This window comes from Ammonifex thiophilus (genome assembly GCF_003368535.1).
Classification (GTDB): domain Bacteria; phylum Bacillota; class Desulfotomaculia; order Desulfotomaculales; family Ammonificaceae; genus Ammonifex; species Ammonifex thiophilus.
On record NZ_QSLN01000003.1, the window covers coordinates 147,545 to 172,599 of the forward strand.

The window sequence follows — 25,055 nt, forward strand, 5'->3', positions numbered from 1 at the left end:
ACACCTTCCCGGAGGGATAAGGCGACGATGTATCGCGTGCGCATGGTAATGCTCATGGCTTTCCTCACAGCCATCCTGGTGCTAATAGGAAGGCTCGTAGGAGGTACGAGCGGGGCCCTAATCTTTTTCCTCATCGCGCTGGGAATAAACTTCCTCAGCTACTACTATAGCGACAGGATAGCCATAGCCATGACCGGCTCCCGTCCCTTAAGCCCATCTGAAGCCCCGGAGCTTTACGCTATTATCGAGAGACTTTGCCGGCGGGCCGGCCTTCCCATGCCCAGAGTCTATCTCACTCCTTCCCCCCAGCCCAATGCCTTCGCCACCGGGCGCAACCCGCAACACGCCGCGGTGGCGGTGACGGAGGGCTTGCTCCATTATCTTAACGAAGCAGAGATCGAAGGAGTGCTGGCACACGAGCTGGCGCACATCAAGAACCGTGACACCCTGATAGCCACCATCGCCGCAGCTTTGGCCGGTGCTATAACCTTCATCGCCGATGTGGTGCGCTGGGGCTTTATCTTTGGCGGCTACCGGGACAGCGAAGAGGGAGGTTATCACCCCATCGCCGCCCTGGTGCTGGCCCTGGTGGCGCCCTTCGCCGCCCTTATCATCCAGCTGGCCATATCCCGCGCTGCCGAGTTTCAGGCTGACGCTACCGGCGCGCACATCGCCGGCCGGGCAGACGGGCTGATAAGCGCCCTCTTGAAGCTGGAAAAAGCCTCGCAGCAGATACCCATGCATGTAAACCCTGCTACCTCCCACCTCTTCATCGTTAACCCTCTTAGCGGTGAAGCCTTGGCTTCCCTCTTCAGCACTCACCCGCCCATCGCCGAGCGGGTAAAGCGTTTGCAGGCCATTCAGAGAAATTTGCACAAAATAGGGCGCTAACCTAGAGAATCGCCACGAAAGCTTTTGGAATCTCGATCAAGCTCTTATTTTGACTGCTTGACTCTTCTAGCTACCCTTGTTAAAATAACCACAAACACAAAGTCTGGCGGGTGGGATACTTACTCTGGGGAGGTGATATTAAGAGAGCGTGAGAGAAATCCTGGCTAGTCAAGGAGATTACCATTGAAGTCCAGCGATCACCACGAAAAGGAGGTTGAGTTATGCCCGCCTATGTAATCACCGAAAAGTGCGACGGCTGCAAAGGTCAGGACAAGACGGCCTGCATGTACATCTGCCCCAACGACCTCATGGTACTCGACAAGGAGCGCATGAAGGCCTACCAGCGCGATCCCCAGATGTGCTGGGAGTGCCTGTGCTGCGGTAAGATCTGCCCACAGCAGGCCATCGACTTGAGGGGCTACGCCGATTTCGTACCCATGGGCTCCAAGTGCGTACCTCTCCGCGGCTCCCAGGATATCATGTGGACCATCCAGTTCCGCGACGGCGAAATCAAGCGCTTCAAGTTCCCTATCCGCACCACACCGGAAGGCTCTGCTCAGCCCGACGGCGGGTTCGGGCCCGGCAAAGCCGATGACATCAACAGCATCTACCTTTTCACCGAACCCGATTCCACGGGTGTAGAAATTCCCACCCTTAAGAAGTAACGCAAAGGAGGTCAGGAAGAATGCCGGTACCGAACTTTGAAACGGTAGAAGTTACCACCGACCTCTTGATCCTGGGCGGCGGCATGGCCGGTTGCGGTGCCACGGTAGAGGCCTGTCACTGGGCCAAGAAGTACGGTCTTAAGGTGACGGTAGTGGACAAGGCGGCCCTCGATCGCAGCGGTGCCGTGGCCATGGGTCTGTCCGCCATCAACCTCTACCTCAACATGAAGGGTGGCGAGCGGACGCCGGAAGACTTCGTCCGCTACGTCCGCAATGACCTCATGGGTATCTGCCGTGAGGACGTGGTCTACAACATCGGGCGGCACGTCGACTCCACCGTGCACCTGTTTGAAAAGTGGGGTCTCCCCATTTGGCGTGACGAAGAGGGCAAGCCCATCCGCTCCGGCGCCTGGCAGGTGATGATCAGCGGCGAGTCCTACAAGATCATCGTGGCCGAAGCGGCCAAGAACGCGCTCAAGGAGCTCGGGGACAAGGGCGAGCTTTACGAGCGCGTGTTTATTATGGAGCCGCTGCTCGACGGCGACCGGATCGCGGGTGCGGTGGGCTTCAGCGTGCGCGAGCCCAAGATCTACGTCTTCAAGGCCAAGGCCGTGGTTTGCAACATGGGTGGTGCGGTGCACGTCTTCCGGCCACGCTCTCAGGGCGAAGGCTTCGGCCGTTCCTGGTACCCGCCGTTTAACTCCGGCGCGAGCTTCTACTTCACCGCCCGCGCGGGTGCGGAGCAGACCTGCCAGGAAGTGCGCTTCATCCCCGTGCGCTTCAAGGATGCGTACGGCCCGGTAGGCGCCTGGTTCCTGCTCTTCAAGTCCCGCGCCACCAACACCATGGGCGAGGAGTACACGGTCACCCGCAAGAAGGAGCTCGAGCCGTGGGAGCCCTACGCTTCGGCTAAGCCCTTGCCGGCCAACCTCCGTAACTACCAGGGCATGCTGGAGGTGCTGGAAGGCAAGGATCCGCTCCTGATGCGGACGGAGGAGGCCATCGCCAACCTCGCCGCCGCCTACAAGGACGACGAGAAGGCCTTCAAGAAGAAGATGAAGCAGCTGGAGAGCGAGGCTTGGGAGGACTTCCTCGACATGACCATCGCCCAGGCCAACCTGTGGGCGGCCATGAACATCCGTCCGGAGCAGAGCCCGTCGGAGATCGCCGCCGCGGAGCCCTACTTCATCGGCTCCCACTCCGGCGCTTCCGGCGCCTGGGTCTCCGGTCCGGAGGATGTGCAGACCGAGGAGTCCAAGAAGGACTATTGCTGGGGCTACTGCAACATGACCACGGTGAAGGGCCTCTTCGCAGCCGGCGACGCTTCGGGCGCCTCCCCGCACAAGTTCTCCTCCGGTTCCTTCACTGAGGGTCGTATTGCCGCCAAGTCGGCCATCAAGTTCATTCTGGAGAACAACACCCAGCCCAACGTGGACATGGCTAAGGTGGAAGAGTTCAAGAAGTGGCTCCTGCGGCCCTTCGAGATCTTCGAGCAGTACAAGGACTACGCCACCACGCCGGAGGTCAACCCGCACTACATCCTGCCGCGGCAGTACCTCTTCCGCCTGCAGAAGATCATGGACGAGTACGCCGGCGGCTGGGGTTCCAACTTCACCACCAACAAGTACAAGCTCGAGCGGGCGCTGCAGCTCCTCCAGTGGCTGAAGGAGGACGGCGAGAAGATGATCGCCCGCGACCTGCACGAGCTCATGCGGGTGTGCGAGAACGTGCAGCGCACCATGCAGGCGGAAGCACACGTCCGGGCGATGCTCTTCCGCGAGGAGACACGGTGGCCCGGCTACTACTTCCGCGCCGACTTCCCCAAGATGGACGAGCAGAACTGGAAGTGCTTCGTCAACCTGCGCTGGGATCCCAACACCGGCGAGTGGTCGGTCTTCAAGCGCCCCGTTCACAACATCATTCCCTAAGCAGATCTCAAGTGGCGGGCAGGGAAAGTGGCGGCTCGCCCGCCACTTTCCTTTTTCTTGCATCGGTATTGCGCTAAGTCCCACTATCACTTTTTGCGCTTATACAGCAGGAGAACTCCCCTCCTTCGTCGAAATTTAATCAAACGAAAGTACTCAATATCGTTTTTACAGAGGAGGAAAAGTGATGCTGAGAGGGACGGTGATAAGGCGTGGGTAGCCAGAACGTGCTGGTAGTAGGCGGCGGCATAAGTGGCATCACCGCAGCCGTCGAAGTGGCCGAAGCCAGCCAAGGAGAAGTCTACCTGGTGGAAAAGCGCCCTTACTTGGGCGGAAGGGTGACTCAACTTAACCAGTACTTCCCCAAGCTCTGCCCCCCCAACTGCGGCCTGGAGATCAACTTTAAGCGCATCAAGAATAATCCCCGCATCCACGTTTACACCCTAGCCCAGGTGGAAGAAATTAAGGGCGAAGAGGGTAATTTTGAGGTCAAGGTAAAGATCAATCCGCGTTACGTGACAGCTGCCTGTACAGCTTGTGGCAAGTGTGTAGAGGTGTGTCCGGCAGAAAGGCCCAACGAGTTTAATTATAACCTAGATAAGACCAAAGCCATCTACCTTCCCCATATTTTTGCTTTTCCCTATAAGTATGTCATAGATATGCAATTCTGCCAGGGCACTTCTTGCAGCAAGTGTGCGGAAGTCTGCCCGGTAAAGGCAGTAGACCTCAACATGCAGCCGGAGACCCTCACCCTGCAAGTGGGAGCCATCATCTGGGCCACCGGTTGGGATCCTTATGACATCACCAAGCTGGAAAAGTACGGGGCAGGTCGCTACCCCAACGTGATCACCAACGTGATGATGGAGCGCCTGGCCAGCAAGGACGGCCCTACGGGTGGACAGATCTTGCGCCCTTCCGACGGCAAGCCTGCCAAGAAAATAGCCTTCGTACAGTGCGCCGGCTCGCGCGACGAAAACCATCTCCCCTATTGTTCTACCGTGTGCTGTCTGGCCTCGCTCAAGCAGGCCCTTTACGTCAAGGAGCGAGATCCGGAAGCGCAGGTTTACTTCTTCTTCATTGACATCCGGGCACTGGGCCGCTACGAAGACTTCTTCAACCGAGCCAAAAACGAGGCTAACATCACCTTCATAAAGGGTAAGGTGGGCGAGATCACCGAGGATCCTGCCACTAAGGACCTCACCCTCAAAGTGGAAGATCAAAGTGAAGGGAAGCTCATAAGTGAAACCTTCGACCTGGTGGTATTGGCCACCGGCATGATGCCCACCACCAAGATCAACCCGCCGCCGGCCCGGGTGGCGCTGGATAAAGACGGCTTTATCCTCAATGAAACCCCGGGCATTTACGGCGCCGGCTGCGTAACCAGGCCGGTAGAAGTGGCGGCTGCCGTGCAAGAAGCTACTGCGGCTGCTTTGCGGGCGCTTCAGTCCATAAGGGGGAGGTAAGGTACCGTGGCGAAGAAAATAGCCGTTTACCTGTGTTCCGGCTGTGGCCTAGGTGAAGGGCTGAACCTGGAAGCCCTGGCCAAAGTGGCCACCAAGGAGTACAAGATAGAGCTCGTCAAAACCCACCCCGCCCTCTGCTCCGCCGAAGGTCGCCAACTCATCCAGGAGGATATAGAGAAAGAGGGTGTGGACGGGGTAGTAATAGCTGGCTGTTCCCCGCGGGTCAATACCGAGGTCTTCGACTTCGGGCCTAACATCATCGTGGAAAGGGTCAACCTCCGCGAACAGGGCATCTGGTGCCATCCGCCGGGAGACGAGGACACTCAGATGCTGGCGGAGGATCAGCTGCGCATGGGCATCGTCAAGGCCAAGGATGCTCAGGTGCCGGAGCCTTACAAGGTAGAGGAAATTTCTAAGACCATTCTGGTCATCGGCGGAGGCTTAGCTGGGATCACAGCCGCGCTGGAAGCTGCCAAGGCTAACTACCCGGTCGTTCTGGTGGAGAAGAACGAAGAGCTGGGCGGCTGGGCCGCTAGGCTTTACAAGCAGGTAACCCTTAAGCCGCCTTACAACCAGTTGGAGGAGCCCGACATAAAGGACCGGATTAAAGCTCTCCAGGAGAAGCCCAACGTCAAAATCTACACTTCGGCCAAGGTGGAGAAGATAAGCGGCGCCCCGGGCCTTTTCGACGCCACTATTAGCACCAAGAACGGTACCGTCACCGAGCGAGTAGGAGCCATAATCCTGGCCACCGGAGCCGTTCCCTACGATGCCAGCAAGCTTGAACACCTAGGCTTCGGCCGCTTCCCCAACGTCATTACCACCGACATGCTAGAGGAAATGGCTCGGCAGGGTAAGTTTGTCCGGCCCTCCGACGGCAAAGAGGCGAAAAACGTGGCTTTCATCCTCTGTGCTGGCTCCCGCGATCCGGAGCATCTCCCCTATTGCTCTGCCAGCTGCTGCGTCGATTCTCTGCGGCAAGCCCTTTATCTCAAGGAGAAGGATCCGGATACGGCTGTTTACATTTTCTACCGCGACCTCCGGGCGCCAGGCCAGCACGAGTACCTCTACAAGCGGGTACAGGAGGAAGGGGTCATTTTCTTCCGCAGCGATAATACGCAAATAGAAGAGGGCAGCAATAACCGGCTGGTAATCCGGGCCAAGGACGTGCTGGTGAACGAAGAAGTAATTGTGGAGGATCTAGACCTGGTGGTATTAGCTACCGGTATGGTGCCCACCACCGCTCTGGGCGAGATGATCGTGGTAGGTGCGGAGGAGGAAGAAGAAAAGGGCAAGAAGGAAGAAGGGCCGCTGGTGCGCCCCGACGTTTACTTCCGCTGCGATCTCCTTAACCTAGAGTACCGGCAGGGGCCCGAGCTCCCTACTCTCAAGTACGGTTTTCCCGACTCGCACTTTATCTGCTTCCCCTACGAGACCAGGCGCACGGGTATTTACGCCGCCGGCACGGTACGGGCCCCCATGGACATGCGCACCACCATCGTAGATGCCACTGGCGCGGCGCTCAAAGCCATCCAGTGCCTGGAGCTCACTGCGCAGGGCATGGCCGTGCACCCGCGTTCTCTCGACACTTCTTATCCTGAGTTCAACCTGACTCAGTGCACCCAGTGCAAGCGCTGCACGGTGGAGTGCCCCTTCGGCGCGCTCAACGAGGACGAAAAAGCTAACCCGCTACCCAACCCGACTCGCTGTCGCCGGTGCGCTACCTGCATGGGTGCCTGCCCGCAGCGGGCCATCTCCTTCAAGAACTACAATGTCAACATGATCGGCAACATGGTCAAAGCCATCGAGGTGCCGGAGGAGGACGAGGAGAAGCCCAGGATTGTGGTCTTCGCCTGCGAGAACGACGCCTACCCGGCCCTAGATATGGCAGGCATGAAGCGCTTGCAGCTCAGCCCCTGGATCCGGGTGATACCGCTCAGGTGCCTGGGCTCTATGAACCTCATTTGGATCGCCGACGCTCTGGCCAAGGGAATAGACGGCGTGTTACTCCTGGGTTGCAAGCATGGCGAGGACTACCAGTGCCACTTCGTTAAGGGAAGCGAGCTGTGCAACTACCGTCTCTCCAAGATCAAGGAAACGCTCGACCGCTTGGCCCTGGAGTCGGATCGAGTACGCATGGTCCAGGTGGAGATCATGGACTGGCACAAGTTGCCGGAAATCATCGAGGACTTCGCCAAGAGGCTAGAGGAAGTCGGACCCAACCCCTACAAGGGATTCTAAGGACGAAGGAGGATGCCCGCTGGGCTTTTCCCCGGTGGGCATCCCACCCCAAAATCATGGCGATAATGGGAGGGAAAGTGTGTGGCGGTAAGAGTAAATCCGGACTTTTACCGGAAGCTCAAGAAGTTCGGCGGCCAATCGGCCACGCAGTGCTTCCATTGTGGCAACTGCACCGTGGTCTGCCCGCTATCCACCGAGGAATACCAGTTTCCCCGCCGCTTCATGCGGTATGTTCAGCTAGGAATGGAAGAAAAAATCAAGCACTCCGTTGAGCCATGGTTGTGTTACTACTGCGGCGACTGCCAGCGCCTCTGCCCCCGGCAGGCCAACCCGGGCGAGGTTATGATGGCCCTGCGCCGCTACCTCACCACCACTTACGACTGGACGGGGTTGGGCCGTTTGCTTTACACTTCTAACTTCTGGAAGTTGTTCTTTGTGGGTCTCCTCTTTTTCGTAACCCTGTGGGTGGTGTATACCTTCCACGGGCCTGTGGTCACCGAGCACGTGGAGCTTGAAACCTTCGCCCCCGCCCATATCGTGCACCCGGTGGGCTATATCTTTGGTACTTTGCTGGCGGTGCTCCTGCTTTCTAACGTCTACCGCATGTACAAATTCATCTTGGGGCCGGAGAAGATCTCTCTTCCCGCCAGCGTTTACCTCGAAGAGCTCAAGACCCTGCTCCTGCACTTCTTCACCCAGCTCCGGCTGCGGATGTGTACCGACAAGAGCCGCTGGATCAAGCACTGGCTCTTAATGTCGGGTTACTTCATCGCTTTCATGCTGGTAAACATCGACATGGTCACGCGCTGGTCGCTTACCAACGAACCGCCCGCCTGGTGGCATCCGGCCAAGCTCCTGTGGACTTATGCTACCTTCGCCATGCTTTACGCCACCACCGAGGCCATCATCGGGCGGCTCAGGAAAAAAGAGCCCATTCACCAGTTCTCCCACTCCACCGACTGGATGTTCCTGCTGCTCCTCTGGCCCACCATTTTCACCGGGCTCTTGGTCAGAATCTTCATGGAAGCCGATTTAGCTCTACCCACCTACTACGCCTTTGCCTTCCACCTGGCCTTCACCGTACCCTTGCTAGGGTTGGAAGTGCCGTTCGCCAAGTGGTCGCACCTAGCCTACCGTCCCTTTGCGCTCTACTTCATCCGCTTGCGGGAGCGCGCCCGGGCCATGCAGCAGCCCCAGATGGCGACAGAAGCCGAGGCGCAAAGCGCTTAAAAAGCCTCTGTGCGAATCGTGAAGGTAGCGGGGGCATTTTGCCCCCGCTACCTTTATTTGTTCCCTTGCGCTTGTCTTGTATATGGGTTCCAGATCATGGTATAATAATTTCGTAAGCTCTTTGCAAAAACTCGGATCTTCAAGGGAGGTGCTGATTATGGCCCGTCTGGTACCCTGGGATCCGTGGCGTGAACTGCAGGAACTGGAAGAGTCGATCGACCGGCTTCTGAGCCGCCTGACTCGTCCTTTCCGCGAAGAGAGGCAGCGGCTGGTTCCGTGGTTTCCGGCGGTGGACGTGCTAGAAGAGGGAGATAACATTGTGGTGCGAGCCGATCTTCCCGGTGTGAGCAAGGAAAACGTGCGCATCTTGGTAAGCGATGAGGAGATCACCATAACCGGAGAGATTAAGCGGGAAGAGGAGGTCAAAGGGAAGAACTACTATCGGAGCGAACGGGCATACGGCAGTTTTTCTCGCACTATCCCCCTGCCCGTGCCGGTGGAGAGGGACAAGGCAAAGGCCACCTTCAAGGATGGGGTGCTAGAAATCGTGGTCCCCAAGGCCAAAGGACCCGGCCCTAACCAGGTGGAAATAAGGCCCGAATAAGAAGGGTTTCTTTCAGCCTACGGCAGGGCCCGGTGAGCCTGAGGCTCACCGGGCCTGTTTTTTTCAGCCGCCCAGGAGGAATTCGCGCTGGAGCAAGCGAAGTTTTAAGATTCATTACGAACATAACTTAAAAATCCCGAGGGGGTAAGGCTAACTTGAACTTGGCGGAAGTGAGAAAAACAGCACGGGAAAAACTTAAGGGGTATTGCCGCGTTTGCCCGGTCTGTGACGGCCGGGCCTGTGCCGGCGAGGTCCCCGGCATGGGAGGGGTGGGAACCGGCGCCAGCTTTCGCGCCAATGTAGAAGCCTTGGCCCGCTACCGCCTCAACCTGCGCACCATTCACAACGCCAAGAATCCCGACACTTCCTTGGAGCTTTTTGGCCTCAAGCTTAAAACCCCGATCCTATCCGCTCCCATAACCGGTACCACCTACAACATGGGAGGAGCTTTGAGCGAGCGCGAATTTATCGGGGCGGTGATCACGGGGAGTAAAATGGCCGGTTCGCTCGGCTTCTCGGGTGATGGTGCCGACCCCACGATGTATGATTCCGGCATCGAGGCCATCTCCGCCGAAGGGGGATGGGGGATCCCCATCATCAAGCCCCGGGCCCAGGAGGCCGTTGTAGAGCGGATTCGCCGGGCCGAAAAAGTCGGGGCACCCGCGGTAGGAGTAGATATAGATGGCGCTGGGCTCATAACCATGGCCCTTAAGGGGCAGCCAGTAGAGCCAAAGACCTTAGACGAACTGAAGGAGCTTATCCGCTCTACCCACCTCCCCTTCATCCTCAAAGGCATCATGACCGTGGACGAAGCAGAGCTGGCCGTGGAAGCAGGAGCGGCCGCCATAGTGGTGTCCAACCACGGAGGTCGCATCCTAGACCACACCCCCGGTGTAGCCGAGGTGCTGCCCGAAATCGTTCGGGCGGTAGGCGACCGTATCACGGTGCTGGCCGACGGCGGGGTACGTTCGGGAGCAGACGCCCTGAAGCTCCTGGCCTTGGGAGCAAAGGCCGTGCTGGTAGGGCGCCCCATTGTAATAGGCGCTTTCGGCGGCGGAGCAGAAGGGGTGAAACTCGTCTTAGAGCAGATGACGGAAGAGCTTAGACAAGCCATGATACTGACTGGCTGCTCGAGCCTCCAAGAGATAAGCCCGCGGGTACTGCGCCCCGTCTAAAAGCGGGCAAAGAAGGCCTTGAGCGCCCGGTAAACGTCCTTTCTCTCGCGTAAAGTGACAACTACCAGGCGGGGGTGCGCTATGCTCTGGTAAACGGTCTTCAAAGTGCTGGTGTAAAAGTAAGGGCCCTCGATCTCACCGTAACCCACCAGGTTGGCCACCTCCAGAAGCTGCCCGATGAGCTCCATGCACCGCTCGTTGTCGGCCGGTAAATTGTCGCCATCGGAAAAGTGAAAGGCGTAGATGTTATATTCCGCAGGAGGATAGCGGGTCTCGATTATATCTAGCGCCAGTTCGTAAACCGAGGAGCAGCGCGTCCCCCCACTTTCTCCCTTTCGGAAAAACTCAGAAGCGGTGGTTTCCCTGGCCTCAGTGTGGTGGGCCAGGTAAACGACCTCCACATTGGCGTAGTTAGCCTCCAGGAAACGGATCATCCAGAAGAAAAAGCTGCGGGCCAGGTATTTTTCCAGAGGGCCCATAGAGCCAGAAGTGTCGAGCATGGCCAGAACCACCGCCCTGGCCTCCGGCGATTCGATACTACGCCCTACCCGAAAGCACAGGTCGGAAGGACAAAGCCTGAGCTCCCCTTCTCCTCCCTTTTTGGCGTGGCGCTTGAGGGCGTTTAAGAGGGTACGCCGGCGGTCAAGACAAGCCCTTATCCCCTGGCGGCGCAGATCGCCCCACTCCTCAACCCTTCTCCGGCTGGCCGCGTTCTTCGGCTCGTAATGAGGCAGGGCCAGTTCCTCGAAAACTATCTCGGCTATCTCTTCCAGCGATATCTCCGCTTCATAATAATCAACGCCGGGCTCTGTCCCCGCTCCTCCCCGCCCTGTACCAGGAAAGACTAGGCCCTCGTCCGCCCCCGGCTGACCGTTGGCCTGGCCCACCAGTATCTCCTGGTGGGGAGCGAAGCGGAAGCGGAACTCCTCCACCAGACGCAAGGGGATGCGGACCTTCCGGCGGTCGTCGGCCAAAATAAGGCTTTCCTCGGTGATGAGCTCGGGCAGCCGCTGGCGGATGATCTCCTTTAGCTTTTCCTGGTGGCGGCGCGCATCCTCCTCTCCCTTCCGAAAAAGTCCCCAGTCTTCTTTAAAAATCTGAAAATCCAATTAGTTTTCCCCCTCAGGTGCACAGGTTGCTTCCCACATAGCGAATCGCTTCCCTGGCGCAATGGGGGCAGTAACCGTAAAGCCTTATCAGCCGCTCTTTGACCTCTTCCAACCGTCCCTGTTCGGAAGAAGAAAGGGTAAGGCGTAACATTTCGCGTAGGTCGGCCAAAAGTTTTTTCTCCACCGCCTCGCGCAGACCCTCGTGGTCGCGGTAACTGAAGCTCTTGCCCTGTCGGGCATAGGCGGAAAGACGGAAGAAAATTTCCTCCCGGAAGCTTCTCTTGGCCGTCTCCCCTATACCTATTTGCAGTTCGAGGGAGCGCATGAAATCTTCCTCCGGCGAGATTTCTTCACCGGAAAGGAGATCCCGCCGCTTGATCCCCTGACAGTAAGCCCTGAGGTTATCCACATAGCGTTCGAAAAGGGCCTGAGCTGCCGACTCGAAGGAGGCCAGCAAAGCCCTCTGTACGTCCCTCTTTACCAGCTCGTCGTACTCGCGCCGCACCAGAGAAATAAGCGATAAAATGCGCTCCCTTTCTTCGGGAGTTATCGAGGGGTGCTGGTCTAGGCCCTCCTTAAGGGAGCGCAGGACCTCTAGGGCGGTGAGACATTCCCCTTCACTGGCCGCCAAAGCAACGCAAAGGCGGTTGATGACGTACCGAGGATCCACGCCGCTCATCCCCTCATCCGGATGCTCGGCCCGTAGCTCCTCCACATCCGCCGGGGTAAAGCCTTCCACCTCTTCCCCGTCGTAGAGCCTCATTTTCTTAACCAAATCTACTCCTTGCCGGTGCGACTCCTTCAGCCGGGAGAGCACGGAAAACATGGCAGCAACCCGCAAAGCGTGAGGGGCTAAGTGCACTCCACCAAATTGGCTTTGGCGCAAGAGTTTTTCGTAGATTTTGATTTCCTCGGAGACTCGCAGGTTATAGGGAACGCGCAGGACGATCATGCGGGAAAGAAGGGCTTCGTTACGTCGATTGGCGACAAAAGCTTTGTACTCGGTCTCGTTGGAGTGCCCGATTATCATCTCGTCGGCGTAGATGAGGGCAAAACGCCCTGCCTTAAAGTTTCCTTCCTGGGCAAGGAAAATAAGATTCCACAGGAAACGCTCGTCGCACTTGAGCATTTCCATGAACTCCATTATTCCCCGGTTGGCTACGTTGAGCTCCCCGTCGAAGCAATAGGCCCGGGGGTCAGACTCCGCTCCATAGTGGGTTATGGTGGAGAAATCGATGCTGCCCGTGAGCTCTGCAATGTCCTGGGATTTGGGATCGGAGGGGGCAAAGGTCCCTATGCCCACGCGTTTCTTCTCCGAGAAAAAGATGCGCTCCACCGGTACCTCTTCTATGCGACCGCCGAATTCGGTTTCCAGGCGCAGACGGCAAAGGGGACAGAGGTCTCCCTCTATACGGACGCCGAATTCGCGCTCGAACTCTGGCCGCAGGGGAGGAGGAATAAGGTGTAGGGGCTCTTCGTGCATGGGACAACCCTTTATAGCGTAAACGGCTCCTTCCTCCGTGCGGGAGTACTCCTCCAGGCCCCGCTTCAGGAGGTTCACCAGGGTAGACTTTCCTCCCCCCACCGGTCCGACCAGAAGAAGAATGCGCTTTCGCACCTCCAGCCCCTCAGCCGCTGGACGGAGGTACTCTTCTACCAGCTTTTCGATGACCTCTTCCAAACCGAAAAGTTCGCGGGTGAAAAAGGAGTAGCGCCGACGGCCGTTTACCTCTTCCACTCCTGCCGATAGGATCATCCGGTAAATGCGGCTGTGGGCCAGCTGACAAATCCAAGGTTTACGGCGTACTAGTTCCAGGTAGTCTCGGAAAGTGCCTTCCCACCTAAGGCCTGCTTCCCTATCCCGGTATTCCTGCAGGCGCTGCCAGAACCCCAAAGCTATCTCCCTCCCCCGGCCAATATATGCCGGAGGGAGGGAGAAAAGAAGTGCTCATCGCTTCTTGAGAAGGAACTTTCCTTCCGCCACCACCACTACTTGCCCAGCGGTATTGAGCACTTGGGCTATCAAAAGAAAAAGGGCCCTTTTTCTCTCTTTGAGCCAGGCCTCTACCAATACCTCTTCTCCCACTGCCACTTCCTTGCGGAAGCGCACTCTAAGCTCCCCGGTGTAGGCAACGAACCCCCGCCGCCAGAGCCACTGCGCCATAGCCTCATCGCATAAAGTGGCCAGCAGACCGCCGTGAATGAGTCCGGGCCACCCCTGGTGCTCCGGCTTTACCCGGAACCTAGCTTTCACCTTCTCTCCTTCCTCGGAGAAAGAGAGCTTAAGCCCTATGGGGTTGGCGGGGCCGCAAGCGAAGCACCAGTTGTCTTCTGGTGAGAGCCCTTTAGGCATCGCGGCGCAGGTCCTCGGCCTTATCTGTCCGCTCCCAGGGAAGGTCAATATCAGTGCGGCCGAAATGCCCGTAGGCTGCCGTCTGCCGGTAGATGGGACGCCGCAGGTCCAGGTGCGCGATGATGGCCGCCGGGCGCAGGTCAAAATGCTTGTAAATGAGCTCCACCAGCCGCTCCTCGGGGACTTTACCCGTTCCAAAGGTGTCCACACTAATCGAAACCGGTCTGGCTACGCCGATGGCGTAAGCTACCTGCACTTCACAACGATCGGCCAGGCCGGCGGCCACGATGTTCTTGGCCACGTAACGGGCCGCGTAGCTTCCCGAGCGGTCCACTTTGGTGGGATCCTTGCCCGAGAAGCAGCCCCCGCCGTGCCGTGCCATTCCTCCGTAGGTATCCACGATGATCTTACGGCCGGTAAGCCCAGTGTCGGCCTGCGGTCCACCGATGACGAAGCGCCCCGTGGGGTTGACCAGGAAGCGGGTTTCCCCGTCCATTAACTCCGGTGGTATTACCGGCCTTATAACCTTCATCAACAGATCCTCTCGTAAGGTGGGAAGATCGATATCGGGATGGTGCTGAGCCGAAACCAGCACAGTATGCACCCGCACCGGGCGATCCCCCTCGTATTCTACCGTCACCTGGGTTTTGCCGTCGGGGCGCAGGTAGGGAAGTTCTCCCGATTTGCGTACCATGGCCAGTTGCCGCGCCAGCTTGTGGGCCAGCATGATGGGGAGGGGCATGAGCTCCGGCGTCTCGTTGGTGGCGTAGCCGAACATTATCCCCTGGTCGCCCGCTCCTATGGCGCTGTAGGGGTCCTTCTCCACACCCGTGCGGTACTCCAGAGCCTGGCTTACCCCCATGGCAATGTCAGGAGATTGCTCCTGGATGCTGGTGATAACGGCACAGGTCTCGTAGTCGAAACCAAACTTGGCCCGGGTGTAGCCTATTTCCCGGATGGTCTCCCGCACCACCGCCGGGATGTCCACGTAGCACCTAGTGGTTATCTCTCCAGCCACGAAGGCCAGACCAGTAGTCACCAGAGTTTCGCAGGCCACCCGCGCCTCCGGATCCTGAGCCAAGATAGCATCCAGGATGGCATCGGATATCTGGTCGGCCATCTTGTCGGGGTGCCCTTCCGTAACTGATTCGGAAGTAAAAAGGCGCTTCGCCATGCTCCATCAACTCCCATCCCCGAAACTTGGTTTTTCTTAGGCACAGAAGCGACAAACAGCGGTTTTTAGTATACCATGAGCGATCTTAAGAGGCAATACAATCCGGAGAAGAAAAAGCCTAAAGTATAAAGGCCGGGGCAGAGCTCCCGGCCTTTAAATGAGGGCAGGGGAGAAATTGATAGCTTTTCAGGCGGCTTTAGAAGCCCTAGCCTTCTCCCAGGCGGCTTTGAAGAGATCCACAGCCGCTTGGGGAACGTAGGTTTTGGTCCCGTAGTAAACGGTCAGCCCGTTAAGATGGATGGTTTTGCCGTTAAGCTTGGCCACGTTGGTGTTCACCGGCAAGCTTAACTCCACCCCTTCTTTGCTGACTACCAGCACCGGGCTTGCCGGGTTGCGGTCGTCCCAATAAACTTGGGCGCCCAAGGCTTCGAAAGCCATCCTCGCCGGCACGAAAAGCTCTTGGGTGGCCTTCCGCAGGTCAAGCCCCAGAACTTTGCCAATGTACTTGGCTATGTCGGTATTATCGACCACGCCGGTAAGCTTCTCTCCCTTGGGGGAGTAGACGTAGAGAACAACGTCCTCCCCCGTGTGTCCGTTGGTAGTCCAGCCGATGTGCGCCCGCTTCGACAGCATCGGCCCCACAACATAGCTCAACTTGCCAGGTTTAGCTTCCTTGATAGCCTTAATCTCTTCCTCCGACAGATCGGCGATCCCGTAGTACCGAGACACGGCCTCTATGACGTTGGAACGATCCGGAGCAAGCTTTTCCTCCAACCCCACTCCGGTAAGCTTGGCCCGCTTGAGAGGCTCAATGAAGGAGGAGAGTGGGAGCTTACTGTAGTTTCCGCTGGTAGCTCGGTCACCGATGCTAACTCCACCGTTCCCATGGTCGGCTGCCACGATCACCACGGTGTCCTTATTCTTCTTGGCGAAGTCCAGCGCCACTTTCACCGCCTCGTCGAAGGCCAAGATCTCGCTTACGAGATACACAGGGTCGTTGGCGTGAGCTGCCCAGTCTATTTGGCTTCCCTCCACCATCAGGAAGAAGCCCTTCGGGTTCTTGGAAAGAATCTCGATGGCTTTAGCGGTCATCTCGGCTAAACTAGGCTCTCTGACCGGGTCGCGATCGAAGTCGGGTTTTAAAGCCTTAGGAGCAAACATGCCCCACACCTTACCCGCCTCGACCTTATGAAGCTCTTCCGGATCGGTTACGTACTCATAACCCAGTGCTTTGACCGCCTCGACGAGGTCTTCACCGTCCTTCCGGGCCCCTGGCTTCATGAAAGCGTGACCGCCACCAAGCACCACATCCATACCCTGGTACACTTGCTGTTTTAGGATCGTGTCGTAGTCTTTCCGGCTGAGAGCGTGAGCAGAAAAGACCGCCGGAGTAGCGTGCGGAATCTCGCAGGTGACCACAAGCCCGGTGGACTTCCCGGCCAGCTTGGCTGCCTCCAAGACAGAAGCCACCGGAGTACCGTCGGGCAAGACAGTCACATACCCGGGATTAGTCTTGAAGCCTGCAGCCAGAGCCGTCCCTGCCGCAGCCGAGTCGGTTATGGGGCCAACGGCAGAATGTGTCCGCACCAGGCCGCAGGCCATTTCGTCCATAGCCAGCGAGCTCCCTCTGTACCACCGCGCCAGAGTGGTTCCCGCCAGACTCATCCCGTCCGGGATGAGAAAAATTACGTTTTTCACCACAGGGTAATCTTTGGAGTAGGCGGGTAAAAGCGGGAAACTCGCACAGAGCAGAAGAAGAACCAAGAAGGAAGCAAGGACACGGGTGGCGTAACGCTTCAACAGGCATCCCTCCCTTTAAAATTATTGGTCTACAGGACCAGTATAGGGAGGGAATGTTAAAACTATTGCTTTGAAAGATTTAAAGGTGGGTTAAAAGCAAAACTCCTCCCGACCGAGGCGGGAGGAGTTTAGGTGCTAATGGTAGCGCCAACGGGATTCGAACCCGTGCCTCCACCTTGAGAGGGTGGTATCCTAAACCCCTAGACGATGGCGCCACTTTTGGCTGCGGGACCTGGATTCGAACCAGGACTACATGATCCAGAGTCATGCGTGCTACCGTTACACCATCCCGCAGCGACCACTTTTAATTATAGCCACCTCCTCCCCTTTTGGCAAGGGGTAAAAGGCTCCTATCCTTCTCTTTCGTTAAGTCCGAGGAAAAGCAGATTCTTGAGGGTTTGCAGAAGACTCTCGTAGTGATACTGCCGCTCGAACAGGAAAGCATTGAGAGCAGCCACTGCCACGGCGCCGAACACCCCCATGGCCGCCGTGTTGACTTCCAGGTCTTGGCGGATTATTCCCTCCGCCTGGCCCCGCTGTAAGAGGTCCTTGATAATGCCGATATATCCTGAACGTAGCCTTTCTAACTGCTTCTCCCACCTACTTCCTAGGCCCCAGACCTCACTGAGCAGAAGCTTGCAGTAGTCCCGATACTCCTCAAAGAAGCTAAGTTGAGCTCCGATCAAAGCCTCGAGTTTGCTGGAAGTATCCCTGCGGCGCGCTATTTCCCGCTTAACAGCCGCTTCCAGCCGCTCGATGCCCTCCTCGATGAGCGAGAGAAAAAGCTCTTTCTTGCTCCGGTAGTTATAGTAGAGGGTGCCTTTGGCAATACCAGCACGTCTTGCTATTTCCTCCATGGTTGCCTTGGCAAATCCCTTCTCAGAAAACACCGCAACAGCAGCCTCAAAAATGGGTAAACGCTTAGTTGAAGTGCGCTCCATCCGTTCCCTCCTCCTGCTTCGTTTTGCCCGGACCTATCTTCCGAAAGCAACATAACACGATAATACCTAAAGCCGCAAGAACGCCAAAAATCACCGCCAGGACGAAAGCGTCGTCTAGGGCATATACAAAAGCTTGTAACTGGAGCTGAGCCGCAATTAAAGCCCAGACCCCAGAAGAATCGTGCGGCCCTATAGAGGCCCAGGAGAGCCGCGTTAAAAGTTCAGGAAGCATTGGGTAGTTGTAGGTAAACTTTTCTGCCAGGTGGACGAAGTGGGCTTCCTGGTGCGTCTGAGCCACCGTCGACATCAAGGCGATCCCGAAGGAACTCCCCACCTGGCGTAACATGTTAAGGATGCTGGTTGCCTGGTTATTCAGTTCCGGTGGAACCACGTCCAGGGCAGCGGTCATCACCGGCATAATCCCTAGACCCATGCCGAAGCCCAGCAAAATGAGGTTTGGCGTCAGGAAAGAAACCGTGGTATCCAGACCAAGGCGGGTTAAACCAAGAGTACCCCAGATGACTAAAGAAGTTCCGGTAAGAGCAAGTGGTCCCGGTCCCACCCGGCCAGTAAGGAACCCGGCGATCGGAAGGGCTACCATTGCCGCCAGCGCCTCGGGAAGCAAAATTACGCCCGTCGCCAGTGGTCCGTAACCCTGAACGTCCTGAAGGAAAATGGGCAACAGAAAAAGGCTTCCCATGATGGCCATGATCGCCAAGGTTATCGCTAGAGCTCCGGCGGTGTAGACCGGGTGGCAGAAGAGCTTTATCTCCATCAATGGGTCCTGACGACCTACCTCCCACAAGGGGAAAAGGACGAAGGAAAAGCCGGCGTAAACCAGCAGCAACACAATATACGGTGCACCCCAGCCATCAGACGGTGCCTTGTTCAAGGCCAACAAAAAACCGCTTAAAGCTGGTGCTAACAAGAAAAAGCCGACGTAGTCTATCTTGCGGGGATGAAGGGCAAACTCAGGCATCGCCAAAAAGGTCAGAAGGATGGCCAGCAAACCTATGGGAAGGTTGAGGTAGAAAATCAAGCGCCAGGTAGCATGCTCGACCAGGTAACCGCCGAGAATAGGGCCAACTGCGGGAGCAACAAGGAGAGGTACCCCCATAATTCCCATAGCCATATCCCGCTCGGAAGGGGGAAAAGTTCGATAAACGATGCTGATTCCAAGCGGCATGATCATCCCGCCGCCCAATCCCTGAAGTACCCTAAAGAAGACGAGAGTATCGAAATTCCACGCCAGCCCGCAGAGAAAGGAACCGGTAGTGAACAGGCCCATACTGATTAAGAAAAGACGTCTCATCCCATAGGTGTCGGCCAGAAAAGCCGTGAGAGGTATGACAACTCCCATAGCCATGAGATAAGCCGTACTTATCCAATGAATATCATCAACGCCGACGCCGAATTCGGCCATAAGATGAGGTATGGCCACGTTTACTACGGTAATGTCAAGGAGATCAAGGGCCAGCCCCGTGACGATAGCAGCAAGAATCAGCCATTTTCTCCGCTGCGCAAGCTCCTCCATACAGCCCTCCAGTCCCGCCAGTAGATTCTGTCTCCCGGCCCGTTAAGCCGGTAGTAAAGCACCCCGGAAAGGAGCACAATTACTCCGGCCACGGCAACACCACCCGGAATAAAACGCCCAAGCGCCAAAGCAAGCCCTCCCAAAAACAAAATGGTGACCGCCTTTTCCAGGTAGGGGTGCCGGGCATAAAACACCGTATACTCTTTACCGGCCGTCGTCCCAAGCTTTAAGAGGTAACGCCCCTCGGCAGTATAAGCAGCGACGTAAATGACTAGGCGCTGAAGATAGACAAGCAGGCAGGGAAAAGGAAGCGGCCAGATCCCTGCTACGGCAACGTAACCTGCCGCAAACCTTACCACAGAGCCACAAGCCGCTACTCCAGCATTGATTACGGGAATCCTTTTAATACTGTCGTACAGGAGCTGGATTAAGGGGAGGAGTAAAGCGAAGATTAATGCTCGGGGTTGATAAAGCGACAGAAAAAGAATTCCCGTAAAGAGACGAAGGGCGAAGAGAAAAGGCAACCATCTTACCGGAAAATAAGCAGCTGCCGAAACTCGTTCCCTCTTTCGTGGGTGCAGACGATCGGTAGCCGCGTCGCGGTAATCGTTAAGCCAGTATTTGGCCTGGTTAACCATGAATTCGAGACCAAACCAAACAACCGCTATATCAGCCACCGGAACTCCAACCTTATATTTTAACCAGGTAGCGTAAACGACGCCGCCCCAGAAGTAGATGGAACCGCCCATTATGGCTCCTGGACGGGGCAGCAAAAGATACAAAACTAGTTTCGTGAAATCCGCAGCGCGCGAGCGGATGTAATTTCCCTCCCCTCAAGCTTTAAACTATAAAGTATAATTTTTATACCCACTAGTCTAAAAGAAGACTAGCCAGTCCAAAAGCAGTCTGTCAACCTCGAATTTTTCTGAATATGCATACCAGCACCATGGGCGGGCGCAGACTATAAGCAGCTACCGAAATCTTTTGAAGCCTCCGAAGGGAGTGAATAAAGGTGTTTGTAATTAAAGGCAAGCAGATACTCGACGATCGCGTGGATGTCTGCCCCTCTCCCGCCTTCAAGGGAAGGGATGTGCTCATCCGTTACAAAGGGCTTTTGGCCAAGAGTGGGGCCGACCGGGTCTTCTGCCACTACGGCTACGACGGGTGGAAGAACGTCAATACGGTAGAAATGCGCCGGGAACCCGACGGCTCCTTTGTGGCCTCCATCCCGGTAAATGGCCAGAGTGAGATCAACTTCTGCTTCAAAGACAGCGCCAACAACTGGGACAACAACAGCGGCTGGAACTGGGCTACAGACATCCGTCATTAAAAGCGCGGGCAAAAAAGGGCGGGCGCACGATGCCCGCCCCAAATTTTTAGCGCCGCCGGAAGACGTGTACCAGCACCGCGCCGGAGACAAACCCTCCTATGTGAGCCCACCAAGCCACCGGCTCCCCCGGCACCCCTAAAGAGGCCACCCCGCTTAGAAGCTGCAGCCCAAACCATAGGAAAAGAAATAGCACGGCCGGCAGCTCGACTAGGGTGATGAAGATGAATATGGGCACCAAAGTGAGCACCCGCGAGTGGGGAAAGCTCACGAAATAAGCTCCCAGCACTCCGGCTACGGCACCGCTGGCCCCAATGGTGGGAACGTGAGAGTCGGGATTCATCCATACGTGCAGAAGACCGCCTATAAATCCGGTGAAGAGGTAGAACACGAGAAAGCGAAAATGACCCATGATATCTTCCACGTTGTCTCCAAAAACCCACAGATAAAGCATGTTCCCCAGAACGTGAATCCAGCCCCCGTGCAGAAACATAGAGGTCAAGAAAGGGAAGTAAGTCTCCAAAGAAAAAGGAGCAAGCGCTAGGTGACCAAGTTCACGGGCAGGAACTACCCCCAGGGTTCTCACCAGCAGGTCCAGCTCCCGGTGGCTGAGGCTTAGCTCGTAAAGGAAGATGAGAAGATTGGCTGCTATTATGGCCACCGTCACTATGGGGAAATGTTTCGAACGGATGGTGTCGCGCAGAGGTATCATCTGAAGAAATTTTCCCCCTCTTAGATTCACTTCTGCCTTTCAAAGGATGGCTACCCTCTTCCCTTTTTATCCCCCCTCCCCCTTTTTTCGCTCCTCCAGAACCCGTTTCCTGCTTCATTTTCTTCACCACAACTTCTCTCCCCTCCCCGCGGAGCAGCTCCTCTACCCCCACTCCGTACCGCTCCTCTAGCTGCCTCAGCCTCACGCACTTTATTTCCGCTACTTTTGGTTCCTTTCCTTTCCAGAGAGCCACCCCTCTGAGGAGAGCGTAGCGACCGGGAGAAAGATCGGCCCGGCGGGCTTCCTTACCGAAAGCCAGAGGGAGATCGAGCACCACCACCTTGGCCTCCACCTGGTCCCGGGTCAACTCTTCTTCTACCCAAGAGGCCACTTCCTGGAGAGCTAGCACCGGTTCGGTCTGAACCACTGCTACCAGTACCACTCCCCCCGAACCGGAGCGCAGGAAACCAAAGGAGCAAGCCCGCTCGAATAAGATGCCGAGCACCTGCTTTAAGGGCAGACCCTTGATGCCGGCCCCTGCCAACAGTTTACGCCCCTCCTCATCGTAAGGGTGCAGGGCAACGACCTTTCCCTCCCGGTTGACGCCCAGCTCCAAGCTGGGATTGAGGTCCAGAGAGATGTAAGCCGCTGGCGCTGGAGAGCACCAGGAGTAGAGGAAAAAGCTGGCCACCAGCAGGAAGGCAGCAGCCAAGGCCAGCGCAGCGTACAGTCTCCTTTTCCAGCCGGGGCGGTGAAAAACGGTTTCTTCTCCCACCCCTCTTCCGTCAGAAGCCACTTCTAGAAATTCCCCCTCGGGGGTGAGCACTATTGCTCTGCCCTTTTTCTCCGACAAAACCAGGCCCCTTTCCTCTTTCACTTTTCTTCCCGCCTCTCGGAGAGGATTCCGTGAAGATAGGAGTAAAGGTAAGGAAACTCCTCCGGGCAGCCGAAAATTAGACTCAAAGCCAGGAGGTAGCGGCGTCCCCTTTCCAAGGTCTTGCGCGGTATGCCGGTGAGCGAAGCCAACTCATTGAGGGGCAAGCGTTTGGTCTTCCTCAGTTGATCAAAAAGCGCCTCTTCACTGGCCAGCGCTTTGGCCGCCTTTATAAACCTTTCCCGGGTGTCCCGGTGCTTGGGCGAGGCCTTGACTAGGTCGGACAACTTGATCCCGAACTCGGAGAGCAGGGCGGCGTAACGTTCTATCTCTTCCCTGCGCTCCCAAGCGAGCTCTGCCTCCCCGCCCTCCTTCTCCCGCAAACCGGCCTCTTCCAGCGAAACCCAGGAGCAGTTTTCTCGGCGGCAAAAGTCGATGAGCCGTGACCTTATCACCCACCGGGCAAAAGCTAAGAAAGGGGATCCTTTTTTATCGTCGTGCTGGTCTATGGCCTCGTTCAGGGCCAAAAAGGCCACACTGGCCGCCTCGTCACTCCAGGTCACCGGCCGCTTGAAAAAGTGGGAAGCCACGCGCAGAACAAAAGGCCTTAAAAGGCGCAGTAGTTCCTCGCGCGCCTCCCCGTCCCCGGCACGGGCCCGCCCTAGGAGCTGATCAAGCTTCACCGGCTCCGATCCCTCACTCAAAAATTTCGTGACCCAGCAGTGGTTTCTGGGGGTGAACGCCCGGCGTATCCGGTGTTAAAATCTTAGGAAAAGGGAGGAGGAAGACCTTGCGCACCGGCATCGCTAACCTGCCCCTGCACCACGGCCGCTGCCCACCCTGGCTCTTCGAGAAGATGGTGGAGCTCGCCCGCGCCATCGTGGAACTCTTGGTTCTGGAAGAGGGAGCCGAAGGGGTTCTGCAACGCTTGAGCGACCCCTTCTGGTTTCAGTCTCTGGGCTGCGTGCTGGGCTTTGACTGGCACTCCTCGGGCGTAACTACCACCGTTTGCGGGGCGCTTAAAGAAGCCTTGCGGCACCGGGAAAGAGAGCTAGGACTTTTCATTTGCGGGGGAAAGGGAACCGCGGGCTTCAAGACCCCAGAGGAGATTTATCGCCACGCCGAGCGCCACTCCCTCAAGGTCGATCCGGAAAGGCTGGTTCGCGCTTCTCGCCTGGCGGCCAAGATAGACCAGGGTGCCCTTCAGGACGGTTACGAGCTTTACCACCACACTTTTTTCTTTACCTCTTCCGGTGAATGGGCGGTAGTTCAGCAGGGGATGAATGCCGAGCGCCGGGAAGCACGCCGGTACCATTGGCTTTCTTTCGCCTGCCCCGATCCGGTCGAGGAGCCCCATGCGGCCATATGCAGCGAGCGGCGGGAGGAGTTCGTTTTGAACCTGGTAGCCCGGGAAAGCCGCGCCACCCGCGACCTACTGCCCGAAATTGCCCGGGAACAGCCGGAAAAGCTGGTGAAGTGGCTTTCCGGGCTTAAAGAAAAGGTTCTCGATCTGCCCCGCCGACACCAGCTCTGGCTCTCCGATCTTAACCCCCGACGCCTGAAAACGGTTTTCCTTTGCACCTACGAAAGGCTCCCGGCCGACTTCCTCTCGCTCCTGGAAACTCCCGGCATAGGGGCGCAAGGGCTGCGGGCTTTAAGCCTCATAGCCGAGCTCGTCTACGGCACCCCTCTAAGCTATCGTGATCCGGCCCGCTTCGCCTTCGCCCACGGAGGTAAAGACGGGCATCCCTACCCGGTGGACCGGGCGACCATGACCCACAGCATTCGGGTGCTTTCCCGGGCGGTGGAAAGGGCCAAACTAGGAATGAACGACAAGCGGGAGGCTTTAAGACGGTTAGCCCGCCTTTTCCCCGAGCTCCCTTAAAACATCGCTTTTAAAAGCTCCAGAAGGTCTTCCCGCGAGGCCCGGCGCGGGTTCCGAGCCATGGAGCCGGCTGTCAAAGCTTCCTCTACTATGGAGGGCAGATCTTCCTCCTTTACCCCTACTTCCCGCAGCCGTGTAGGCAGGCCCAACTTGGCAGTAAGTAGCCGGACATAACCGACAAAGCGCTCGGCCGCCTGGGGAGCAGGTGTGGCGGGAGGCACTATACCCGCCGCCACCGCCAGCTGGGCGTACTTGTCTTCCACCAAGGGAAGATTAAAGCTCATGACATGGGGCAGGAGCATCCCGCAGGCCAACCCGTGCGGCAGGTTGTAGCGCGCCCCTAGCACATGAGCCAACGCGTGTACTGCCCCTACTCCCGCACTCTGGATGGCCATCCCGGCCAGGAAACTGCCCTGCATCATTCTCTCGCGAGCATCCCGGTTACGGGGAACGGCGTAGGCGGTATAGATGTTCTGCACAATAAGCCGCACTGCCTCCCGGCTTACCGCATCGCTGAAGGGGTTGGTAAAGCGACAGGTGTAGGCCTCCACTGCGTGGGTAAGGGCGTCGAGCCCGGTGCGAGCGGTGAGTTCGCGAGGAAGAGACATGGTCAAAATAGGGTCCACCACGGCCACGTCGGGCAGCCAGAAAGGATGGCGCAAGCTCTGCTTTTTGGGCACCTCGGGATCCTTGAGCACGGCGTTGGTGGTGGCCTCGGAACCGCTGCCGGCCGTGGTCGGTACGGCTATCCAGGGGAATTTGGGCTTGGTGATCTCCCGTCCGTAGAAATACTCCTTCACCGTTCCTTCCTCATAGAAAAGACCGGCTGCCGCCTTCACCGTATCCAGCACGCTCCCGCCCCCTACGGCCACCACCACATCGCACTTTTCCTCCCGCAGGAAGTGCCGGAGATCCTCCACCGTTTCCAAAGTGGGTTCGGGAGGAATCCGGTCGTAAAGGGCGAACTCCAGCTTGGCCGCCACGAAGGGCATGGTCACCCGCTCGAAATTACCCGACTCCTTTAAGCTACGGCGCCCCGTCACCAAGAGCACTTTATTTCCGAAGCGTTGCGCCTCTTCTCCCAAGCGATAAGTGCTCCCGGGGCCGAAGAGAACCCGCGCAGGCAGGTACAGATCGAAAAGCATCGCTTCT

At 57.2% G+C, this 25,055-nt stretch carries 22 protein-coding genes and 2 tRNA genes; 10 read left to right on the top strand and 14 right to left on the bottom strand.

Going from position 1 to position 25,055, the window contains the following annotated elements; all coding sequences use genetic code 11:
- The first annotated feature begins 27 nt into the window (after positions 1–27).
- The 8 genes from DXX99_RS04180 to DXX99_RS04215 all read left to right on the top strand — a co-directional run bounded on the left by DXX99_RS04180 (position 28) and on the right by DXX99_RS04215 (position 10,194).
- Entirely contained in the window at positions 28–891 is an 864-nt protein-coding gene (locus DXX99_RS04180) for a zinc metalloprotease HtpX (protein ID WP_115792256.1), read from the top strand.
- Between the two features lie 221 nt (positions 892–1,112).
- Complete coding sequence (gene aprB, locus DXX99_RS04185; protein WP_115792257.1) at positions 1,113–1,556, top strand: adenylyl-sulfate reductase subunit beta; 444 nt, start codon at positions 1,113–1,115, stop codon at positions 1,554–1,556.
- A gap of 20 nt (positions 1,557–1,576) precedes the next feature.
- Positions 1,577–3,484, top strand: coding sequence for an adenylyl-sulfate reductase subunit alpha (gene aprA / locus DXX99_RS04190; protein ID WP_115792258.1), 1,908 nt, complete (start codon positions 1,577–1,579; stop codon positions 3,482–3,484).
- A 209-nt stretch (positions 3,485–3,693) separates the two neighbouring features.
- Positions 3,694–4,944: a CoB--CoM heterodisulfide reductase iron-sulfur subunit A family protein gene (locus DXX99_RS04195; protein WP_115792259.1), complete on the top strand. Its 1,251-nt coding sequence runs from the start codon at positions 3,694–3,696 to the stop codon at positions 4,942–4,944.
- Positions 4,945–4,950: 6 nt separating this feature from the next.
- Complete coding sequence (locus DXX99_RS04200; RefSeq protein WP_115792260.1) at positions 4,951–7,185, top strand: FAD-dependent oxidoreductase; 2,235 nt, start codon at positions 4,951–4,953, stop codon at positions 7,183–7,185.
- Between the two features lie 81 nt (positions 7,186–7,266).
- Entirely contained in the window at positions 7,267–8,415 is a 1,149-nt protein-coding gene (locus tag DXX99_RS04205) for a 4Fe-4S dicluster domain-containing protein (protein ID WP_115792261.1), read from the top strand.
- A 157-nt stretch (positions 8,416–8,572) separates the two neighbouring features.
- The gene (locus DXX99_RS04210; protein ID WP_165847708.1) at positions 8,573–9,019 is read left to right on the top strand and encodes an Hsp20/alpha crystallin family protein; all 447 of its coding nucleotides are present in this window, start codon (positions 8,573–8,575) and stop codon (positions 9,017–9,019) included.
- Positions 9,020–9,174: 155 nt separating this feature from the next.
- Complete coding sequence (locus tag DXX99_RS04215) at positions 9,175–10,194, top strand: alpha-hydroxy-acid oxidizing protein (RefSeq protein ID WP_115792263.1); 1,020 nt, start codon at positions 9,175–9,177, stop codon at positions 10,192–10,194.
- On the opposite strand, the gene DXX99_RS04220 is transcribed toward DXX99_RS04215, so the two are convergent.
- From DXX99_RS04220 to DXX99_RS04265, 10 genes are all read right to left on the bottom strand, one after another.
- Positions 10,191–11,303 (bottom strand): YeaH/YhbH family protein, encoded by a 1,113-nt coding sequence (locus DXX99_RS04220; RefSeq protein WP_115792264.1) that lies wholly within the window; start codon positions 11,301–11,303, stop codon positions 10,191–10,193. The two genes, DXX99_RS04215 and DXX99_RS04220, sit on opposite strands and share 4 nt — an antisense overlap.
- Positions 11,304–11,316: 13 nt before the next feature.
- Entirely contained in the window at positions 11,317–13,197 is a 1,881-nt protein-coding gene (locus DXX99_RS04225) for a PrkA family serine protein kinase (protein WP_115792265.1), read from the bottom strand.
- A 54-nt stretch (positions 13,198–13,251) separates the two neighbouring features.
- Positions 13,252–13,656, bottom strand: coding sequence for a PaaI family thioesterase (locus tag DXX99_RS04230; RefSeq protein WP_115792266.1), 405 nt, complete (start codon positions 13,654–13,656; stop codon positions 13,252–13,254).
- Positions 13,649–14,830 carry a methionine adenosyltransferase gene (metK, locus tag DXX99_RS04235; protein ID WP_115792267.1) on the bottom strand — a complete coding sequence of 394 codons (1,182 nt, stop codon included), beginning with the start codon at positions 14,828–14,830 and terminating at the stop codon, positions 13,649–13,651. The genes DXX99_RS04230 and metK overlap by 8 nt, the downstream gene beginning before the upstream one ends.
- A gap of 186 nt (positions 14,831–15,016) precedes the next feature.
- Positions 15,017–16,630 (bottom strand): alkaline phosphatase, encoded by a 1,614-nt coding sequence (locus DXX99_RS04240; RefSeq protein WP_205664631.1) that lies wholly within the window; start codon positions 16,628–16,630, stop codon positions 15,017–15,019.
- Between the two features lie 139 nt (positions 16,631–16,769).
- A tRNA-Glu gene (locus tag DXX99_RS04245) sits at positions 16,770–16,845 on the bottom strand.
- 5 nt (positions 16,846–16,850) lie between these two features.
- Positions 16,851–16,924, bottom strand: a tRNA-Gln gene (locus tag DXX99_RS04250).
- Positions 16,925–16,980: 56 nt separating this feature from the next.
- Positions 16,981–17,571 (bottom strand): TetR/AcrR family transcriptional regulator, encoded by a 591-nt coding sequence (locus DXX99_RS04255; protein WP_115792269.1) that lies wholly within the window; start codon positions 17,569–17,571, stop codon positions 16,981–16,983.
- Positions 17,552–19,105 (bottom strand): DHA2 family efflux MFS transporter permease subunit, encoded by a 1,554-nt coding sequence (locus tag DXX99_RS04260; RefSeq protein ID WP_115792270.1) that lies wholly within the window; start codon positions 19,103–19,105, stop codon positions 17,552–17,554. Before DXX99_RS04260 ends, DXX99_RS04255 begins: the two co-directional genes overlap by 20 nt.
- Entirely contained in the window at positions 19,072–19,854 is a 783-nt protein-coding gene (locus DXX99_RS04265) for a UbiA prenyltransferase family protein (RefSeq protein ID WP_115792271.1), read from the bottom strand. The genes DXX99_RS04260 and DXX99_RS04265 overlap by 34 nt, the downstream gene beginning before the upstream one ends.
- Positions 19,855–20,117: 263 nt before the next feature.
- Between DXX99_RS04265 and DXX99_RS04270 the strand changes: the two genes are divergently transcribed.
- Positions 20,118–20,435: a carbohydrate-binding protein gene (locus tag DXX99_RS04270; RefSeq protein WP_115792272.1), complete on the top strand. Its 318-nt coding sequence runs from the start codon at positions 20,118–20,120 to the stop codon at positions 20,433–20,435.
- Between the two features lie 46 nt (positions 20,436–20,481).
- On the opposite strand, the gene DXX99_RS04275 is transcribed toward DXX99_RS04270, so the two are convergent.
- The 3 genes from DXX99_RS04275 to DXX99_RS04280 are packed head-to-tail and all read right to left on the bottom strand — an operon-like array spanning position 20,482 to position 22,722.
- Entirely contained in the window at positions 20,482–21,018 is a 537-nt protein-coding gene (locus DXX99_RS04275; protein WP_240610810.1) for a rhomboid family intramembrane serine protease, read from the bottom strand.
- On the bottom strand, positions 20,987–22,021 hold the full coding sequence (locus tag DXX99_RS11860; protein WP_240610811.1) for an anti-sigma factor domain-containing protein: 1,035 nt from the start codon (positions 22,019–22,021) through the stop codon (positions 20,987–20,989). The genes DXX99_RS04275 and DXX99_RS11860 overlap by 32 nt, the downstream gene beginning before the upstream one ends.
- Complete coding sequence (locus tag DXX99_RS04280) at positions 22,018–22,722, bottom strand: sigma-70 family RNA polymerase sigma factor (protein ID WP_165847709.1); 705 nt, start codon at positions 22,720–22,722, stop codon at positions 22,018–22,020. Before DXX99_RS04280 ends, DXX99_RS11860 begins: the two co-directional genes overlap by 4 nt.
- 86 nt (positions 22,723–22,808) lie before the next feature.
- Between DXX99_RS04280 and DXX99_RS04285 the strand changes: the two genes are divergently transcribed.
- On the top strand, positions 22,809–23,903 hold the full coding sequence (locus DXX99_RS04285; RefSeq protein ID WP_115792275.1) for a DUF763 domain-containing protein: 1,095 nt from the start codon (positions 22,809–22,811) through the stop codon (positions 23,901–23,903).
- Here the strand turns inward: DXX99_RS04285 and DXX99_RS04290 are convergent.
- Positions 23,900–25,048 carry an iron-containing alcohol dehydrogenase family protein gene (locus DXX99_RS04290; protein ID WP_115792276.1) on the bottom strand — a complete coding sequence of 383 codons (1,149 nt, stop codon included), beginning with the start codon at positions 25,046–25,048 and terminating at the stop codon, positions 23,900–23,902. The genes DXX99_RS04285 and DXX99_RS04290 overlap by 4 nt on opposite strands.
- Positions 25,049–25,055 lie beyond the last annotated feature (7 nt).

Coding starts and splice junctions, on each gene's coding strand:
- DXX99_RS04180 (WP_115792256.1), top strand. CDS start 28: ATGTATCGCGTGCGCATGGTAATGCTCATGGCTTTCCTCACAGCCATC.
- aprB (WP_115792257.1), top strand. CDS start 1,113: ATGCCCGCCTATGTAATCACCGAAAAGTGCGACGGCTGCAAAGGTCAG.
- aprA (WP_115792258.1), top strand. CDS start 1,577: ATGCCGGTACCGAACTTTGAAACGGTAGAAGTTACCACCGACCTCTTG.
- DXX99_RS04210 (WP_165847708.1), top strand. CDS start 8,573: ATGGCCCGTCTGGTACCCTGGGATCCGTGGCGTGAACTGCAGGAACTG.
- DXX99_RS04230 (WP_115792266.1), bottom strand. CDS start 13,656: ATGCCTAAAGGGCTCTCACCAGAAGACAACTGGTGCTTCGCTTGCGGC.
- metK (WP_115792267.1), bottom strand. CDS start 14,830: ATGGCGAAGCGCCTTTTTACTTCCGAATCAGTTACGGAAGGGCACCCC.
- DXX99_RS04255 (WP_115792269.1), bottom strand. CDS start 17,571: ATGGAGCGCACTTCAACTAAGCGTTTACCCATTTTTGAGGCTGCTGTT.
- DXX99_RS04260 (WP_115792270.1), bottom strand. CDS start 19,105: ATGGAGGAGCTTGCGCAGCGGAGAAAATGGCTGATTCTTGCTGCTATC.
- DXX99_RS04265 (WP_115792271.1), bottom strand. CDS start 19,854: ATGGGCGGTTCCATCTACTTCTGGGGCGGCGTCGTTTACGCTACCTGG.
- DXX99_RS04290 (WP_115792276.1), bottom strand. CDS start 25,048: ATGCTTTTCGATCTGTACCTGCCTGCGCGGGTTCTCTTCGGCCCCGGG.